This is a genomic window from Hahella sp. CR1 (assembly GCF_029813005.1).
In the GTDB taxonomy this organism is placed as follows: Bacteria; Pseudomonadota; Gammaproteobacteria; order Pseudomonadales; family Oleiphilaceae; genus Hahella.
This window is the reverse complement of the sequence record NZ_JAPELK010000014.1, coordinates 19,917-35,540: the sequence shown is the minus strand read 5'-3', so window position 1 is coordinate 35,540 and position 15,624 is coordinate 19,917. Positions and strand designations below refer to the sequence as shown.

The following is a 15,624-nucleotide window of genomic DNA, read 5'->3' as shown; positions in this document are numbered from 1 at the left end:
TAATAAGCCCAAACATCAGAATCGTTTTGTGAACCAGTTCACATTTTTACAAACAGTTTGGCGATAATATCCCAAATCATGAACCAGGCATTAAGTCAGGCGCTGTACGCCGCCATTTACAAATTATTGCGACCCTTGGCTGCGCTGCTGTTGCGGCGCGGCATGTCGTACAACGAGTTCGCGGAGATCGCGAAGCGCGCCTATATAGATGCCGCTACGGAGGAGTTTCCTCTCCCTAACCGTAAGCAGAGCCTCTCCAGAGTGTCCGTATTGACCGGCATTAACCGCAAAGAAATCGCCAGACTGGAGAAACTGCCCAACCCCATTGAGACTGGCGAGGCGCAAAGCGCCAACAGAAGTTCCAGGGTCGTCAACGGCTGGATCAGAGACATTCGCTTTCAGGACGAACATGGCGCGCCGCTCTCCCTTCCTCTGGATGAGGGAGACAACAGCTTCAGCGAGCTGGTGCGTCTCTATGGCGGCGACGTGCCGGTTCGCGCGGTCCTGGACGAGCTGATCAGACTGGACTCCGTGGAGGTCAGCGATCAGGGAGAGGCAGCGGGCAAACGGGTTGCTCTAAAGGTGGACGGCTACGTGCCGCAAACTGATTTAAAAGAGAAGCTAAGGATTATGAGTACGGCGGTCGCGGATCTGCTTCGCACCATAGACCACAACCTGGAGGCGGATCGCACTGAAGCCCGCGTCCAGCGCACCGTGGCGTACAACGATATCCCCATGGAATGTCTGGAAGCGATTCGCGGACGCAGTAAAGAAGAGGTGGAAGAAATTTTGCAGCGCATAAACCGGTGGTTATCCGGGTACGACAGAGGCGTCAATGCCAAGCTCCAGGGCAGCGGAAAATTCCGCGCGGGAATAGGCGTATACTATTTCGAGCAGTCCTTAACCCGCGAGGAGCAGCCATGAGCAGATTCCTGTACGCCCTGACGGCGCTGGTATTGACCACCAGCCTGCTCTCAGCCTGCTCCGGCGGCGCATCCTCTGACGGCGGTATTGAAGGCACTGGCGCGCCAGTGGCCGCCCGCGGCGAAATCAGCGGCTTCGGCAGCGTATTCGTCAATGGCGTGGAGTATGAGACCGATTCAGCGGACATCGTTATCGACAGCATTAGCGGCTATTCCGAAAGCGCACTAAAAGTGGGCATGGTGGTGCTTATCGAGGGCGCGCTGGATGCTGACGCAACCACTGGCGACGCTCGTCGCGTCAGTTTTGAGCAAACCTTATTCGGCCCGATAACCGAGGTGAATTACATTGATGACTATAACGCCGAGATCACCGTACTGGGACAAACCGCGCTGATTCCTGATAGCGCAGTATTTGAAAATCTCAATTTCAGCGATCTTGCTATCGGCCAAGTGGTGGCGATCAGCGGGTTAACCGACGCAACAGGCGTTGTGGCCACTCGCATCGAGAAAGTTGCGGACGCCTACAGCGATGGCGAACAGGTAGCGGTGAACGCCGTTATCCAAAGCGTGGACACGCCTGACCGCACTTTCGTCATCGGCGATTTGAGCGTGGATTACAGCATGGCGGATCTGCAGGGCTTCACCAGCGGACAACCTGAAGTTGGCCAATACGTGAGAGTCAACGGGCGCTTCTTTGAAGATACCGGCGTCATCGCCGCGAAAGTCAAACTGAAAGCCCTCGGCGATATGTCCGCAAGCGGCGTCAGACTGGAGTATGAGGGCATCATCACTGACTTTGCGTCGCAACAAAGCTTCTCTCTGAGCGGTCAGCCCGTCAACGCCGCCAGCGCCAAATTCAAAAAAGGTCAGAAACAGGATTTGGCTGACGGCGTACGTATTGAAGCAGAAGGGCCGATTGACGCAGACGGCGTATTGCAGGCGCAAACGATTACCTTCAAGAAGACCAATGACATTCATGTCGAAGCTGCCGTGGATTCAGTCAGCGAAACAGACAAACAGGTCGTCATCTTTGGCGTCGCATTCAGCGTCAATGAACTGACCGCCTTCGATGACCGCAGCGAAGCCCACCAGCCTTACTTCGGGCTGGACGACATTCGCAGCGGCGACAGACTGTCCATCCGGGCGGCGAGTGGAACCACGCCCTTGACCGCCACCCGCATTGAACGCCTGCGCGCGGATGATGCGGTAACAGTGGAAGGCCCTGTAACGGCCATCTCCGGCGAAGTGCTGACCATTCTTGGCATCTCCGTGGACATAAGTGACGCCTCCGGTTCGCAGAACGGACTCAAGGTGGGCGCGTTTGTGGAAATAGTAGGCGACTTGACCGGCGTGCAGTCCGTCAAGGCGCAGAGAATTAAGGTGAAGAACAACAACTAAGGAGCCCGCGCAAGCACTGGCCAAACCAACTGCTTTGCGCAGGGCTTCACAAAGAGTCCTACATCAGGGATTGGCGTCTATTACGATTAGAAGGCGGTAAACAGTGTCGATTACCAGATTAGCAATTGATTTTTACGTCACCTCCAGCCTGTCAAGCGACGAGCTGGAGGCCGCCGCCCAACTGGGCGTGCGCTCAATCGTCAATAACGAACCCGACCAGGAGGCGGAATCAGAATCTCTACGCCGCGGGGCTGACGCCCTCGGACTGTCTTACCACAGCGTTCCTTCGCATAAAAATGTGGACGAGCAAACTCAAATCAGCTCTTTTATCGATATCATGGAACATTGCGAGAAGCCGGTGCTGGCTTTTTGCAAAAGCGTCAGCAACGGTATCTCTCTCTGGGTGATGTCAGAGACCCGGCACAAATAACGCCATTGTTGCGCCGCGAAGGATTAGTCAACGGGCGCATTGTGTTCTTTTAAATAACGTCTCAACGTATCCACATTAGCGAGCAACTTTGGCAGCACCTCGTTTTTCATCCGCTCCGTACGCTTTTTCATTTCCTCTGCGCCGTAATGAGGCGCATAGGCGCTGCTCTCAATTTTGCCGCGAATGTCTTCCAACTCCCGGTAATAGCGCTGGATTTCGAGGATAAACTGACTGGGCGTCTCCAACGCCGAGGGAGAGTAACGCATGCTTTCCCAAACGAATAAATCGAGCTGCAGCGGAAACATTTTGATCGCGCTGCGGCTGGGAGGAGACTTCACAAATTCAGCATACTTCTCCGCTTGCATGATATTGCTCTGCAGCTCGCTGGCCAGCGAGTTGCGCAAGTAGTAATTGTTTTGTTGGGAAGTCAGGTCGTCAAAAATAATCGCCTGATTTAGCCCTTCCTGCGCCGCCAGATAGACGCCGAGCACCGTCGCCAGGATCATGAATATCTGGCTGATCCAGAAACTGGATTCCTTGATCCCGTTTCCCTCTTTCTTGGCGTGTGTTTCCTGTGTGCGACGACCGTCGTGGGTCGCGGCGGGCGAGGACTGCTGCATATCCATAGACCTTTGATGAGTGAATTCAGGGGAAGGATTCTAGCCGCGTAAAGAACAGGGCTTCAAGATGAACGACTTGCCATGATTAGCGCGCATCTGAATTTTTGCATTCCCAGGGCAAATCCTGAATGATGCGACGCTTCAGTCATTTCGCCAACCAAGAAGTCAAACCAGATGCCTAAGTATGCCGACTGCCCTGGCTGTGGAGAAAACAGTCTGGAAATATGGGATAAACATTCCGGCGTGATCGGCGCGCCACTGTACTGCAATAACTGCCATAAGGGCTTCGCTAGATATCGCTTTTTCCACTCCGCCGGACTCATGCTGTTCGAAGCCTGCATCACCACCGCAGTCATAGTCGGCCTGTTTCAGCAATGGCTATCGGTGTCGATATTAGTCGCCATCTCCATCCTGGGCTTATACGCTGTCTTCAACCTGGATAAGAGCGTGTTTCCTCTGCGCGAGGAAAGCCTGATGCAGAAAGCCCCTCTAAAACAAAAGCTGCTGAACTTCGCCGCGTTTATCACCGCGCTATTGATCTATGCCCTGTTGTTGCTGACGCTGCCTTTGGGGCCGGTTTTAAGCGCCTTCTTTCCATTCTGAATAATTTCTAACCTGAAGGTTCTCAATGCCACGCCTTTAACGCCTCTTCATAACTCAAGGTTTTCCCCGGCGGGCGCTCGTTAAGCTCGGGTTTTGGCGAGCCGGGCTGGTTGAGCCAGAATTCTCTGGAGGATTGGGAGTTAAGGCGGGGCGCGCAGGGACCGGGTTCTTCCCGGCCGATCGCCGCCAGTTCTTCATCCATGGCCTGCGCCAGATCATGCATGACCTCCTCTACCGGCTGGGTTCCTTTGAACGCCTGAGTCATATACTTCCACCACAGGGGAGAAAGTTTAGGATAATTGGGCACGTTGGTCCCCGTCGGGGTCCAATAGTAACGGGCGTTGGAGCGATAGAACTCCACCAATCCTCCCAGATAAGGCGCACGATCCGTCATCGCCCGGGAGTTGATATCGGATAGTCGAATCGGCGTGAGCCCCACTATTGTCTTTTTCAGGGACACCGTCCTGGATACCGTGAACTGCGCATACAGCCAGGCGGCTTTGCGGCGCTTCTCCGGCGTATTTTTCAGAAAGGTCCAGGAGCCGGCGTCCTGATAACCGGACTTCATCCCCTCTCGCCAGTATGCTCCCAACGGCGACGGCGCAATGCGCCATTTTGGCGTGCCGTCGGCGTTGACAACTGGCAGCCCCGGCTGGGTGATTTGCGCCAGATAGGCGGTATACCAGAACGCTTGCTGGGCAATCAGGCCGGAGCCGACCCACTCGCCCATCACTTTATCCGTCACATTGAGGGCCTCTGGCGGGGCCAGTCGAAACCAGTCGAGAAATTTGCGGATGCCGTAAATAGCCGCCGGGCTATCCAGAGCGCCGCCGCGCTGAACACTGGCGCCAACCGGCCGACAGCCCTCCACTCGAATGCCCCAATCGTCCACCGGCAGGCCATTGGGCAGTCCTTTGTCGCCCATCCCCGCCATCGCCAGCCAGGCGTCGGAGATACGCCACCCCAGGGAGGGATCGGTTTTGCCGTAATCCATGTGGCCCCAAACCCGATGGCCGTCCAGTTCCCGCACATGCACGGTGAAAAATTCCGCAATGTCCTCGTAGGCGGACCAGTTCATCGGCACGCCCAGCTCATAACCATAGAGTTTGCGAAAGCGGTCCTGCAAGTCCTTACGACTGAACCAGTCATGACGATACCAGTACACGCTGGGGAATTGCTGGTCAGGCAGCTGATAGACTTTTCCATCAGGCCCAGTGGTGAAAGACAGGCCAAAGAAGTCCTCTATATCCAAGGTCGGTAAGGTGACGTCTTTGCCTTCCCCCTGCATATAATCCGACAACGCCACCACGGCGCCGCTGCGAAAATGTCCGCCAATCAGGTCTGAATCGCTGATAAATCCATCGTAAATGTTGTGTTGCGTCTCAATCTGCGCCAGCAGCTTACGCACCACATCATCTTCGCCCGTGATTTCATGCACGACGCGGATGCCGGTAATGTCTTCGAAGGCTTTGGCGAGCGTATCGGCTTCATACCAATGGGTATCGATAGGCTCCGACACCACATAAATCGTCATGCCACGAAACGGCTCAGAGGCTTTATGAAACCACTGCATTTCCTGAAGTTGCTGTTCCCGACTGAGAGTTGAGGGGGTGAACTCCGTCTCCACCCACTCCTGCGCTGTTTTGGCCGGAACGCCTTCGGACGCAAACACCATGCAAACCAGCGCAAAGAGAGATAACAGCGCTTTAAACGGGGTCGATAAGCTTTGTCTTTGGCGTCGTTTGGATAACATCGCAGAAGCGCTCTTTCGTCCACTATCACTATTATTATCACTGGCACTGGCGGCGGCGTTGGTCAGTCTACTGACTTAGTGTAGTCAGAAAAGGAGGGGTCGGTGATGTCCGCCAACGCAGCAAATCCCAAAATCCGCCGATTTAATGCCTATATCCGCTCTACTGCGTCCTGCTCCCGCTCTCTAGGATAGATATCCACCTGAATCGCCCATTAACGCCAGCCGAGAGAGCCCTATACCGCGATGTACCGATGTGGATTCAAAACACGAAGACTTTACGTGTACAACCTTCGCTGCGTGACCTCCACGGGCGATGGCGATGACCTTTATCGCGACATAGTGAGGATTCTCACACCGAACGCAACGCGCTTTGCTCCTGATGACTGGCGCCCCATAGTCAATCGGCAGGACGCCATCGCATGGCTGGACCACCGGTTAGCGGAGTCGCCGGTGTTTGTCGTGAAGGAAATCATGTCTACCGACGTCGTCGGGTTCGTATTTCTCTATCCGATCTCTCTCCCTTCGGGGCTCACCGAATTGCGCCTGGGCTACATTTTAGGCGAGGCATATTGGTCGCGAGGACTTGGCACGGAACTCATGGAAGGAATTATTGGTTGGGCGAGGCAAAACACAGGCATCGCAAAAATAAGCTGCGGCGTCGCCAGAGACAACGCCGCGTCAATAAAGATGCTGGAGAGAAATAAATTCTATCTTGCTTCCCACCATTCCAACACGCTTTTCTATGAGCGCCTGATTGAACAGCCGGAATTACATGCGGAGTAAAAAGGCGCTCACACCACACTCGCCCGATGGCGATCGCTCACCTGCCCCACGCCGGCCTTCATCAATCTTTGTAGCAGCGCTGGCCGACCATGCTCCATGGACCAGCGCATCTCCTCGTCGGTGATGACGGTGGCGATCAGGATTTCCATATTGCCATTGGAGAGCTTGCCTGACGACGGCAGCGGAGGCTGGGCTTTTGCGATCAAAACATTGATGAACTCGGATTCGCCAGCCTGAATCTCCTCCACCGTCAGGCCGTCATGCTTGCTGACCCGCTCCAGTATGCCCGCATCGTTGAGAATCTCCGCATTAGCGGTCCACTGCAGAAACCAAAGCGGCCATTCCGCCTTTTCCCGGGCGATCATCAGCATCTCATATCCGTAGCCGGGGACGCCATCCGTCTGCGCCGCTACGTCTTTTCGGGTCAGCGTCGCCGCACTATTGATCACGCGACCTTGTTCATCCTTCTCCACTTCCACATTATTCGCCGCAACGCCTGAGGGCATATCGGGATTGGTGAAGCCAAAGGTGGTGTACACCCACATGCCTTCCCCCAGCTTGTTGGCGGGGATCATATACAGCCCGCCGCCAGGCCAAACGCCAAACATATGGCCAATCTTTAGAATTTCCGACGGCAGAGCGCCAAAATGGGTCTCATAGTATTCCGACCGCTCATCGTAGACTTTTTGCCAGAACTGCTCTTGCGGGGTTTCATTCTGCGTGATCGGCGCAGAGCCCTGGCCACTCTCAGACGCCCTGTTGGAGAATAATCCGGCCAGTTTGTTAAATAAGCTTTTCACGCTCACTCCTTTTGACGACTTCCTGTGAGTTGAGGCTCTTAACGCTCCACTGTCGCGAGCTTGACGCCTAATGCGACGAAAGCGCCGGCGAAGGTTTTCTGGGTCCATTGCATCAGTTTGGGAGAGCCTGCGATGTAGTCGCGCACAGCGTTGGCGAACAGGCCGTAAAGCGTGAAGACCACCAGCGTCATCCCCATGAAAATAGCGCTTAACAGCAACATATGAGAGATTGGCGAGGCGGCGTCATGGGGAACGAACTGGGGTAGAAACGCCAGAAAAAAGATGGACAGTTTGGGGTTAAGGATATTGATCAGGCAGGCTTTGATCGCAAAGCTTGTAGCTTTTTTCTCATCCGGCGAAGCGTCAAAAGCAATAACGCCGGACTCCCTCCACATCATCCAGGCGAGATACATTAAATAAGCCACGCCGACATATTTGACGACCTGAAAGGCCAGACTGCTGGCGTGTAGAATCGCCGCCAATCCCAAAGCGCAGGCCAGCAAATGCGGAATAATGCCCGCGGTGCATCCCACTGCGGCGAACAGGGCTGCGCGCCGACCGCCCATCAGACCGGCGGATACGGTGTACAACACACCGGTTCCGGGGAGTAACACAACAATCAGGGAAGTCATCAGATATTCGAGGCTAACCATAGTTTATCCCTTGCTTATGGCGTGGCGATAAGTCTTTCCGTTAGTGGGCAGGATCAAGTTCTAACACTCGTAGAAAATCTGATCAAGCCCATCCCGCTAGAATGCAAGCAAGTCTGTGGAATAATTGAACATTTTGGGCGACGTCGTCGCCCACACAACGATTTCAATCCAACACTACGCCCTTGTCCGCCAATGACTTTTTCAAGCCTTCGATGTTGGCGCGCAATTTTGGCATGACGTCTTTCTCCATGCGCTCCGTCACTTTCAGCAGCTCCTGTCCACCGAACTCAGACCCGTAAACCCTACGCTCGATCTTCTGACGAATATCATTGGCCTCGCGATAGAAGCGTTGAATCTCCGAGATAAACTCAGACGGCGTCTCCAGGGTGGCGGGGGAATAGCGCATGCTTTCCCACACAAACAGATCCAATTGCAGCGGATACTGTTTGATCGTGTTGTCGCTGGACCGTTGCACAAATTCCGCATACTCCCTGGCCTGGGCGATATTGCTCTGCAACTCGCTGGCCAGAGAACTGCGTAAATAATAGTTGTTCTGACGGGATGTCAGGTCATCAAATGCAATCGCTTGATTGAGACCTTCCTGGGCGGCGAGAAATACCCCCAGCACTGTCGCCGCCAACATGAATATCTGACTCAACCAAAAGCTGGATTCCTTGACGCCGCCAGAGGCTGGACGCCGTTCCTGCTGTTGTCCCTGCTCGCTTGAAGAAACCGAACGCCACATATGCTGTCTCACCGACGATAGTTGGAAATCCGGCGATTTTATCCGCGCCTCTCAGGGCGCTCAATACAGCCCAATGCAAATATTTTTTCCGCGATCAGCCGTCTGCTAAAACAGGATCAACGCCGAGTTTTTCCGCGTTAGGCGGCTAAGCGCTCCACCAGCCAATAACCGCCCATCGCCGCCACAAACAACGAGCCGACCCGCGCCATACGCAACAGATTCCAATCTTTCATTGCGTAATAGATCAGGGCGTACGCCGCCGTTACGATAGCAATCTGCCCCGCCTCCACGCCCAGATTGAACGACATCAGCGCCCCGGCCAATTGGTCGCCGAGCCCGATTTCCCGCAGGATGAACGAAAAGCCGAAGCCGTGAATCAATCCAAAAGAGAACGTCACCAGTAAACGCCGCTTCCAACGGGTAGCCAGGGTTTTCGCGGTTGGTTCACCACGCAGCTCCCACAGATTCTCCAGGGCCACGTAGACAATGCTTAATGCAATGCCCGCCTCCACCCACATCATCGGCGGACTGACCCAGTTCAACACGGAGGCCGCCAACGTGATCGAATGGGCGACGGTAAAGGAGGTAATCAACGCAGCCAGCTGTTTCCATCCCAAAGGCAGTAACAGCAGGCCCAGCAAAAACAGGATATGATCAAAGCCGAAGACGATGTGCTCCAGCCCCAGCATAAAATAGTCGGAATACTGGCTCATGCCGCTGGAACCGCCCAGGTCCCCCATAAAATCGTCCGTCAGCGCTTTGTTCCAAGCCCGCAAAGACTGCGCGACGGGAATCTCCTGAGTTCTGCGCGCACTGTCAAACACCACCGTGGCGGTGCGGTCCGCCAGGACTATCCGCACGAAATTCTTGTGCCCGGCATTGTTTTGCAACAGAAGATAGCCGACCGTTAAGACGCCGATATCACTACCGCAGTCGTAAAGCATGGCGAATTGACGCGAGGCGATTTGCTCAAGGTTCTGTGAGCGGGCGTCTATCAGAGCACAGGCGCGATCGTCGTTGCGCAACTGAAAGCCTGCGCCAACCAGGGCCGTCATCGCTTCGCTCCTGGAAGCGATGACGGAGTCGGCGGCGAGCTCCGCCTCGGGCGCGGTATACACAACTTTCACTTTGCTGGCGCCGATCTGCACGGCGGTATCGGTGACGCCAGCCTGGTGCGCCCACGCCGGGGCGGTCAGAAGAGCAAACAACGCTGCGAATGCGAATCTGAAAGCGCTCATCGCCAACCTCCCTTTATTTGTAGAACGAGCTGTCAGGCGCGCCTCGGAAACAATTCAGCACCCAGGGATAAGCATCCGTCACGTAGTAGCCGTACTGACCGTCAACCGTCATGCCGTTACAGGCGTCAAGGTCGCCGGTGTTGGTGAACTCCCAATCGTCAATATAGGTTCCATCGTAGGAGCCGCCCGGGTTACTCGTGCTCTTGGTCCCCCGGGAACCGGTCTTTAGGGTGTAGCCGGATACGGCTTTGCGCACCGTTCCTGTGTCAGGGTCCAGAAAATAGCTGCCGTAGATGGGAAATCCATCCGCCGCGAAACCAATCACCGGCGATCCATTTGGTCCGGGGTTGCTGTCAAACATGGCGTTGGGGTTGCCATGATAATGGTACAGCCCGCCCGGCTGGGTGTGGGCGTTATGGGCGTCCGCGCCGAATTTGCTATCTGTGCCCAGAGGATCTAACAGCCAGTCCGACGTGTCTGGACAGCCAATGGCGGTGTTGCCGTCCGCATCCGCCATGGGGCTGGAGGGGTTATAGCAACCTGCGGACAACAGATCCAATATTACTCCGTTCAACATCACCCCATTCACCAGACGTTGGCTGAGCGAGGTGGTGGAAGACGCGGAGGAGGGATTTCTGGGAATATTGAAACTCTGACTGACTTCCGCCACGTTGTTGGCGAAATGCGCGGTGGCGTCGTTAAAGTCGTGGTTGGGAATCGAGTTGGAGACCAGTGTGCAACTGTCCGAGTCGCTGCTGATAGTCACCGCCGCATCAAAACCAAGCCCACGCTGGATATCCGTGACAGAGGCTTCAAGCGAGTTGTCATAGTCGGCGCAGTCGCCGCTGATTTCAGTGAATATGGCATTGGTGATATCAACGCTGAAGGCGTCTCCAGAACTGCTCGAAGAATCGCTGGATGAACTATCGTCAACCACCGTTCCAGAAGAGTCCTCCGCTGCGCCATCAGACACCGCCGCAGACCCGCCACACCCGGACAACGCCAGTCCCGCGCTCAAACAAAGCGCAACCAGACCGGCCCCGCCCGCTTTACCAAACGCTCCATGCGACTCACTTAAGCTCTTTGTTTTCAAATAGTTTTTCATACAGCCACCTACCTCTGTTGTTCACGTTGCTCTTCCTGATCCGTGAAAAACATACTAAAAGGCGAATCCGCAGGAACTACGGAAGAAGTGTGTAAGAAATGAGGAAATGCTTAATACAGAGACTAAATTGTCATTGAGCCTGACTATTTCAAATACCGCCCCGGCGTCTCGCCAATATAACGCCGAAACAGCGCAATAAAGGCGCTGACGCTGTCGTATCCCAGGTCCAGGGCGGTTTGGGTGACGGGGACGCCCTGGGCCAGTAATTCGAGGGCGCGGGCCAGTCTGGCCAGTTGTCGCCATTGTCCCAGGGACAGACCGGTTTCTTCGCGAAATTTGCGGGTCAGCGTGCGTTCGCTCATGCCGATGTCACTGGCCAGCGCCAGCAAGGAATCGTTGTTTTCCGGGGCCCCGAGCAGCTTATGGCTCAGACGCAGGAGGCGCTTGTCACTGGGCATAGGCAGATGCAGCGCGGGTTGTCGCGCCGCTTGGATTTCATCCAGCAGGACATGCAACAAGCGGCGACGGGGAGCATCCAGAGGCTCGCCGCCGGGCCATTCAGCGATTCGCGCGATGATAGGCGTCATCAAAGCGTTCGCTTCATAGACGCAAGGCTTGTCAGGCAAGGGGGCGCAAATGTCTGGATGCAGGTAAAGGCTCCAGCCGGCTATGGCGCCGAAATATTGCGCGCCGTGCCATACGCCCGGGGGTATCCAGCCCAGACGACTGGAGGGCATTAGCCAGCGCCCGGCATCCGTATCCGCCACCGTCAGCCCCTGCAATACGCAGAACAATTGCCCATATTCATGAGAATGCCCTTCCCTTTCTTCCATCCCTTCCGATCTTAAGCGGCGCACCAAAATATCTTGAGGTAAAACCGGCGAACCGGCATTAGCAGGAAAGGGAGACATACATTTGGCCGGATTGAGCAATTTATTTTCTGATTGGCGTTAGCCGGTCAATTTAGGAGGAAATAACATAGAAATCAATCCGGCGCTCACACCTCAGCGCCGTTAACCCCCAAAGGAGATTGCTGATATGAAACCAGAACAAGTGCTTGCCGAAAACGAAAATATGTTCGCCCACCAAGGCGTCACTCTGCGCAAGGGTTCAATCGCCGCGTTTATGTTGAGCGCCCGTGATATGAAGGACGAGCGCCTTTCCGATGCCGAGCGGACTGCGGCGAAAAATGATTTACTGGGACTGATTCCGGGCCTGCGGCAACTAGGCGTCTTCGACACCTTTGAAATCAGAGACCCGGAAATCCGCGCGTTGGTGGAGCAAGCGGGGCGCTGACCATCTCCCTGTCGGATCAAGTCTCGATCAGACCGGAACGCCCGACGGCGCTCCGGTTATCTCGGCGGAGATCGCCTCACAACGTTTTCAAGTACTCCAGCAACTCCATGCGCTCAGACTCCTTCATGTCTTTGGCGCCATACTCATGCCCGCTGTTGGCGTTGCCCTTCAGGCTGGTATCGTATTCGAACGTCTTGATCAGCGTGCCATCGGACAGCGTCATATGCGGCATGGAGACGTATCCAACTTTAACCACGTCCAGCTCCCGCGAGCCCAGATAAAACTTCTTGGAGCGCTGCGACGCCGGCAACAGCAGCTCATACAGATTCGGCACAGAGCCGTTATGCAGATAGGGAGCCGTCGCCCATATGCCGTTCAATGGCCGCGCCTTATATGTCCCCTCACTGATCGGGAGATTATCGCCGCAGGCGACGGATGGCGATTGCTTGATTTTGAACTGCGCCATCACATCCTTGAGTTTCTCCTGGCGCGCCTTCTCGGAATGCAGCTCGGTTGAATAGTCCACGGAGGCCGCGTCAATGGAGTCAGCCGTGTGCTCCAGCAAACCGCCCACCGCGGCGTTCACCAAAGGCTCAAGCCCGGACGTCGTGGCGGGAATGGGGTCGCCGATAATGCCCATGCTCTTGCGGCCTTCATACTTACCGGCTTCGTAGCACTTCATCATGTTGGTCCATTCCAGCGGGTCAGTGCCCACCTGGTTGATGGGCGTCAGCACCGCGTTATAGACCGCCGCTTCACGACTGCGAGGAATCACTTGATGGCAGCTCAGGCAGTATTTGTCGTAGTGCATCTTACCCTGGGCGGCGACCTCCGGATTGACGGCGGGAAGGTACTCCGTCGGCCACGCCGGCGAACGCAAATCCGCCACCCAGGCCTCCAGATCACCCAGCCCCTTGATATCAAACGAGGACTTGTAACGATACACCGATTTATCGTCGGGGATATTGAGTTGGCCATACACGCCAAGCACCTCACCCGCGTTGCGAATCAGCGCGCCGAAATCAAACGGACCATTGGGCGCGAAGCCCGTCCACTGCACCACATTCGACTGCTGGGTTCCCCACAGAAACGGATAACTCACCGGGGCGTTGGCGGGATGTCCGTTGTTGGGCATATCGTTGAAATAGACCATGATCTGATTAAAGATCTGCCCAATAGCGTCCACTCGCCCATAGCCATAATCCGGCTGATGAGGCGCGGAGTGATTGATCAGATTGCGGGTGGCCAGCTCTTCCGTTTGCGCAAACAGCGCTTGGCGCAACTTGAATTTCGCCTCCATATCCGGCTCGCCCAATACATTGATGGCGAAACGGTCGAACTTGGCGTTGTCCTGATAGGTGCTGCTCAACGCATCCACCAGCGCGGCGTTGAAAGTCTGCACGTCGCCCAGGGTCGGGCCGCCGTCGATACGAATCTCCTGCCCCCGGTAGCTGACTTGCCCCGTATGACAGGCGGCGCAGCTAAAGCCCATCCATTGCTCGCCGTTTTCCCCGGTGTCCTTGACGAAGCCGACCGGGAGTCCATCCGGGTTCTAGGTGCCCACCTGTGTGGACGGCAGATAGCGCATACGCTCCATATGGTCATCTGCGCGAAACAGCGCCTGACTGTCCTTGCGCTCCAGCACCAGAAACCATTTGTAGGGAATGATGCGCGAGCCTTGTGAGGAGAAATAAAACGCCGCCTGGGTGTCGTCGGTCCAACCCTGATCCAGATCCACCACATTGCCCTTGCCGCCGGGCACAGTCTCTCCCTCCTGTATCCAGTTTCCTTGTTGTTTCAATGCGCAAGAGCCGGTCAATCCCGACAAAGTCGCCACAGCGAGCATTCCCGCGCGCCGTTTCGTCAATCTTTGTTCCTGCCGTGTTTGCCGCTCCGCCTGCGTGTTCTCCTTGTCCATGCGTGTTGTAGCCATAGCCTTGATCCTTTCCCTTGGGCGTCTTCCCTTAGAGAATCTTTGTTCGTTTATGATTCACAGCCACTTTTACTATAGACAGGGATGGCCGACGGTGCTCAGTCCGTCGGCCCGGGAGAGAAGTTTAATCGAGGTTGACGCTGACTTTCAGCTGTTTGGGACCGTTCGCAGACAGGGACACGAAATACACGGTGCCGTCATCAAGGAAAATGCCATCGGTTCCGATGTAGGACCAGCGATAGTCCACCGGTATCCGCTTCTCAAGAGAGATCGACGTCTTGGTGAGAGACAGCACCATCAGCCTGTCTGGCGCCGCTGGATACACCGCCAGCAGTTTGCCGTTAACGGTTCGAATGGCCGGCTGGGCTTCCCTCACCAGAGGCGGCAGACTGGTGTTTCTGGCGGTGATGGAGCCGTCGGGGGCGATCAAATAGGCGAATCCACCGCCGTTGCTGTAGGCGCCTGTCACCAGAAAACGATCAATCGCGCCAATGTATTGCACATCGTAGGTATAGTATTCTTGGGTTTTGACCAGCTCGGTCTCCCCTTTCACCCATTTGTCGCCCACTGGGTCATACATGCGATACATCAGACGGGCGTAGGGCTTATCGTCCACAAAGCGTTGCCACACCAGCAACGCCCTGCGATCGGAGCCCGCCGCCAGCGGCCACCAGTCCCGGGTGCGGTCGCCGACGGCGACATCACGTTCATGCAGCAATTCGCCATGGGTGTCGTAGACCGCCATCAGCACGTCGTCGCCGGAGCCAAGGTCGTCGACGCCGCCGCCATCCACCCATTCTTCAGAATAGAACACGATGAAACGCTTACCGGCCGCCGTCACATGGCCGGAGTGCCCGCCATCATAGACGACCTGCTGGTAGGCTTTGATCGGACTCATGTCGCTGTCATACAGTCCGAAAGTCTGCGCCAGAACATTCTCTACATTCCAGGCGTCCTCCATGGTGACCATGATATGGCCATCGTCATTGATGGCGGAACTGGCGGGCTCCTGCGCCAGGGGCGCGGAGATCAGCGTGACCGGATCAAGCTGGGGATCTTTTGGGTCAATGAAGGAGTAATAAACGTCATGAATCCACTCATCGCCATCCGCCTCCTTGGGGTCCAAAGGCGATCCTGAGCTGGACCAGACCAGCACATATTTACCGTCAGCCCGACGTACGAAGTCCACGCCATGCTGAAACTCTCTCATATCTCGTCTGCGGTCGGAGTCCGCTTCAGAGGTGAGACTGAGGTATACAAAATAGGACGTCGCGATCAGCCAGATAATGGCCACAGTCGCGATGACACCGGTTCTTTTTGAAGTAATTGCCATGTTTGCTTAGC

The 15,624-nt window shown here is 55.6% G+C and carries 16 protein-coding genes and 1 pseudogene; 6 read left to right on the top strand and 11 right to left on the bottom strand.

Features of this window, described 5'->3' with window-relative positions:
• The first annotated feature begins 78 nt into the window (after window positions 1-78).
• The 3 genes from ONV78_RS26385 to ONV78_RS26375 all read left to right on the top strand — a co-directional run bounded on the left by ONV78_RS26385 (window position 79) and on the right by ONV78_RS26375 (window position 2,751).
• Window positions 79-924, top strand: a complete 846-nt coding sequence (locus ONV78_RS26385) for a DUF6502 family protein (RefSeq protein ID WP_279507466.1) — start codon at window positions 79-81, stop codon at window positions 922-924.
• A complete protein-coding gene (locus ONV78_RS26380; RefSeq protein WP_279507465.1) occupies window positions 921-2,321 on the top strand; it encodes a DUF5666 domain-containing protein in 1,401 nt (466 codons plus the stop codon). Before ONV78_RS26385 ends, ONV78_RS26380 begins: the two co-directional genes overlap by 4 nt.
• A 103-nt stretch (window positions 2,322-2,424) precedes the next feature.
• Window positions 2,425-2,751 (top strand): sulfur transferase domain-containing protein, encoded by a 327-nt coding sequence (locus ONV78_RS26375; RefSeq protein WP_279507464.1) that lies wholly within the window; start codon window positions 2,425-2,427, stop codon window positions 2,749-2,751.
• Between the two features lie 23 nt (window positions 2,752-2,774).
• Here the strand turns inward: ONV78_RS26375 and ONV78_RS26370 are convergent, their stop codons facing one another.
• Complete coding sequence (locus tag ONV78_RS26370) at window positions 2,775-3,371, bottom strand: hypothetical protein (RefSeq protein WP_216739425.1); 597 nt, start codon at window positions 3,369-3,371, stop codon at window positions 2,775-2,777.
• 174 nt (window positions 3,372-3,545) lie between these two features.
• Between ONV78_RS26370 and ONV78_RS26365 the strand changes: the two genes are divergently transcribed.
• On the top strand, window positions 3,546-3,974 hold the full coding sequence (locus tag ONV78_RS26365; RefSeq protein ID WP_216739424.1) for a hypothetical protein: 429 nt from the start codon (window positions 3,546-3,548) through the stop codon (window positions 3,972-3,974).
• A gap of 22 nt (window positions 3,975-3,996) precedes the next feature.
• On the opposite strand, the gene ONV78_RS26360 is transcribed toward ONV78_RS26365, so the two are convergent.
• Window positions 3,997-5,727 (bottom strand): ABC transporter substrate-binding protein, encoded by a 1,731-nt coding sequence (locus ONV78_RS26360; protein WP_279507462.1) that lies wholly within the window; start codon window positions 5,725-5,727, stop codon window positions 3,997-3,999.
• A 279-nt stretch (window positions 5,728-6,006) separates the two neighbouring features.
• Between ONV78_RS26360 and ONV78_RS26355 the strand changes: the two genes are divergently transcribed.
• The gene (locus ONV78_RS26355; RefSeq protein WP_279507460.1) at window positions 6,007-6,510 is read left to right on the top strand and encodes a GNAT family N-acetyltransferase; all 504 of its coding nucleotides are present in this window, start codon (window positions 6,007-6,009) and stop codon (window positions 6,508-6,510) included.
• Between the two features lie 8 nt (window positions 6,511-6,518).
• Here ONV78_RS26355 and ONV78_RS26350 read toward each other — a convergent pair whose 3' ends face one another.
• The 6 genes from ONV78_RS26350 to ONV78_RS26325 all read right to left on the bottom strand — a co-directional run bounded on the left by ONV78_RS26350 (window position 6,519) and on the right by ONV78_RS26325 (window position 11,962).
• Window positions 6,519-7,310 (bottom strand): suppressor of fused domain protein, encoded by a 792-nt coding sequence (locus tag ONV78_RS26350; RefSeq protein ID WP_279507457.1) that lies wholly within the window; start codon window positions 7,308-7,310, stop codon window positions 6,519-6,521.
• A gap of 38 nt (window positions 7,311-7,348) precedes the next feature.
• Window positions 7,349-7,963, bottom strand: coding sequence for a LysE family translocator (locus ONV78_RS26345; RefSeq protein WP_279507455.1), 615 nt, complete (start codon window positions 7,961-7,963; stop codon window positions 7,349-7,351).
• 163 nt (window positions 7,964-8,126) lie between these two features.
• Window positions 8,127-8,708 carry a hypothetical protein gene (locus ONV78_RS26340; protein WP_279507452.1) on the bottom strand — a complete coding sequence of 194 codons (582 nt, stop codon included), beginning with the start codon at window positions 8,706-8,708 and terminating at the stop codon, window positions 8,127-8,129.
• A 137-nt stretch (window positions 8,709-8,845) separates the two neighbouring features.
• Complete coding sequence (locus ONV78_RS26335) at window positions 8,846-9,946, bottom strand: HupE/UreJ family protein (RefSeq protein ID WP_279507451.1); 1,101 nt, start codon at window positions 9,944-9,946, stop codon at window positions 8,846-8,848.
• Between the two features lie 13 nt (window positions 9,947-9,959).
• On the bottom strand, window positions 9,960-11,051 hold the full coding sequence (locus tag ONV78_RS26330) for a YHYH protein (RefSeq protein WP_279507449.1): 1,092 nt from the start codon (window positions 11,049-11,051) through the stop codon (window positions 9,960-9,962).
• A gap of 143 nt (window positions 11,052-11,194) precedes the next feature.
• The gene (locus tag ONV78_RS26325) at window positions 11,195-11,962 is read right to left on the bottom strand and encodes a helix-turn-helix transcriptional regulator (protein ID WP_279507448.1); all 768 of its coding nucleotides are present in this window, start codon (window positions 11,960-11,962) and stop codon (window positions 11,195-11,197) included.
• A 127-nt stretch (window positions 11,963-12,089) separates the two neighbouring features.
• On the opposite strand from ONV78_RS26325, the gene ONV78_RS26320 reads away from it, so the two are divergent.
• Window positions 12,090-12,347, top strand: coding sequence for a hypothetical protein (locus tag ONV78_RS26320; RefSeq protein ID WP_279507446.1), 258 nt, complete (start codon window positions 12,090-12,092; stop codon window positions 12,345-12,347).
• Window positions 12,348-12,423: 76 nt separating this feature from the next.
• On the opposite strand, the pseudogene ONV78_RS26315 reads toward ONV78_RS26320, so the two are convergent.
• From ONV78_RS26315 to ONV78_RS26305, 3 genes and pseudogenes are all read right to left on the bottom strand, one after another.
• Window positions 12,424-13,887, bottom strand: a pseudogene (locus ONV78_RS26315) (di-heme-cytochrome C peroxidase); the annotation flags it as partial.
• 12 nt (window positions 13,888-13,899) lie between these two features.
• Window positions 13,900-14,280, bottom strand: coding sequence for a hypothetical protein (locus ONV78_RS26310; RefSeq protein ID WP_279507444.1), 381 nt, complete (start codon window positions 14,278-14,280; stop codon window positions 13,900-13,902).
• Between the two features lie 124 nt (window positions 14,281-14,404).
• Window positions 14,405-15,613 (bottom strand): hypothetical protein, encoded by a 1,209-nt coding sequence (locus tag ONV78_RS26305; protein ID WP_279507442.1) that lies wholly within the window; start codon window positions 15,611-15,613, stop codon window positions 14,405-14,407.
• Between the last annotated feature and the right edge of the window lie 11 nt (window positions 15,614-15,624).

Excerpts from the sequence above, each read along its gene's own strand:
- ONV78_RS26385 (WP_279507466.1), top strand. The coding sequence starts at position 79 with ATGAACCAGGCATTAAGTCAGGCGCTGTACGCCGCCATTTACAAATTA.
- ONV78_RS26380 (WP_279507465.1), top strand. The coding sequence starts at position 921 with ATGAGCAGATTCCTGTACGCCCTGACGGCGCTGGTATTGACCACCAGC.
- ONV78_RS26370 (WP_216739425.1), bottom strand. The coding sequence starts at position 3,371 with ATGCAGCAGTCCTCGCCCGCCGCGACCCACGACGGTCGTCGCACACAG.
- ONV78_RS26365 (WP_216739424.1), top strand. The coding sequence starts at position 3,546 with ATGCCTAAGTATGCCGACTGCCCTGGCTGTGGAGAAAACAGTCTGGAA.
- ONV78_RS26360 (WP_279507462.1), bottom strand. The coding sequence starts at position 5,727 with ATGTTATCCAAACGACGCCAAAGACAAAGCTTATCGACCCCGTTTAAA.
- ONV78_RS26345 (WP_279507455.1), bottom strand. The coding sequence starts at position 7,963 with ATGGTTAGCCTCGAATATCTGATGACTTCCCTGATTGTTGTGTTACTC.
- ONV78_RS26340 (WP_279507452.1), bottom strand. The coding sequence starts at position 8,708 with ATGTGGCGTTCGGTTTCTTCAAGCGAGCAGGGACAACAGCAGGAACGG.
- ONV78_RS26335 (WP_279507451.1), bottom strand. The coding sequence starts at position 9,946 with ATGAGCGCTTTCAGATTCGCATTCGCAGCGTTGTTTGCTCTTCTGACC.
- ONV78_RS26330 (WP_279507449.1), bottom strand. The coding sequence starts at position 11,051 with ATGAAAAACTATTTGAAAACAAAGAGCTTAAGTGAGTCGCATGGAGCG.
- ONV78_RS26325 (WP_279507448.1), bottom strand. The coding sequence starts at position 11,962 with ATGTCTCCCTTTCCTGCTAATGCCGGTTCGCCGGTTTTACCTCAAGAT.
- ONV78_RS26320 (WP_279507446.1), top strand. The coding sequence starts at position 12,090 with ATGAAACCAGAACAAGTGCTTGCCGAAAACGAAAATATGTTCGCCCAC.
- ONV78_RS26310 (WP_279507444.1), bottom strand. The coding sequence starts at position 14,280 with ATGGCTACAACACGCATGGACAAGGAGAACACGCAGGCGGAGCGGCAA.
- ONV78_RS26305 (WP_279507442.1), bottom strand. The coding sequence starts at position 15,613 with ATGGCAATTACTTCAAAAAGAACCGGTGTCATCGCGACTGTGGCCATT.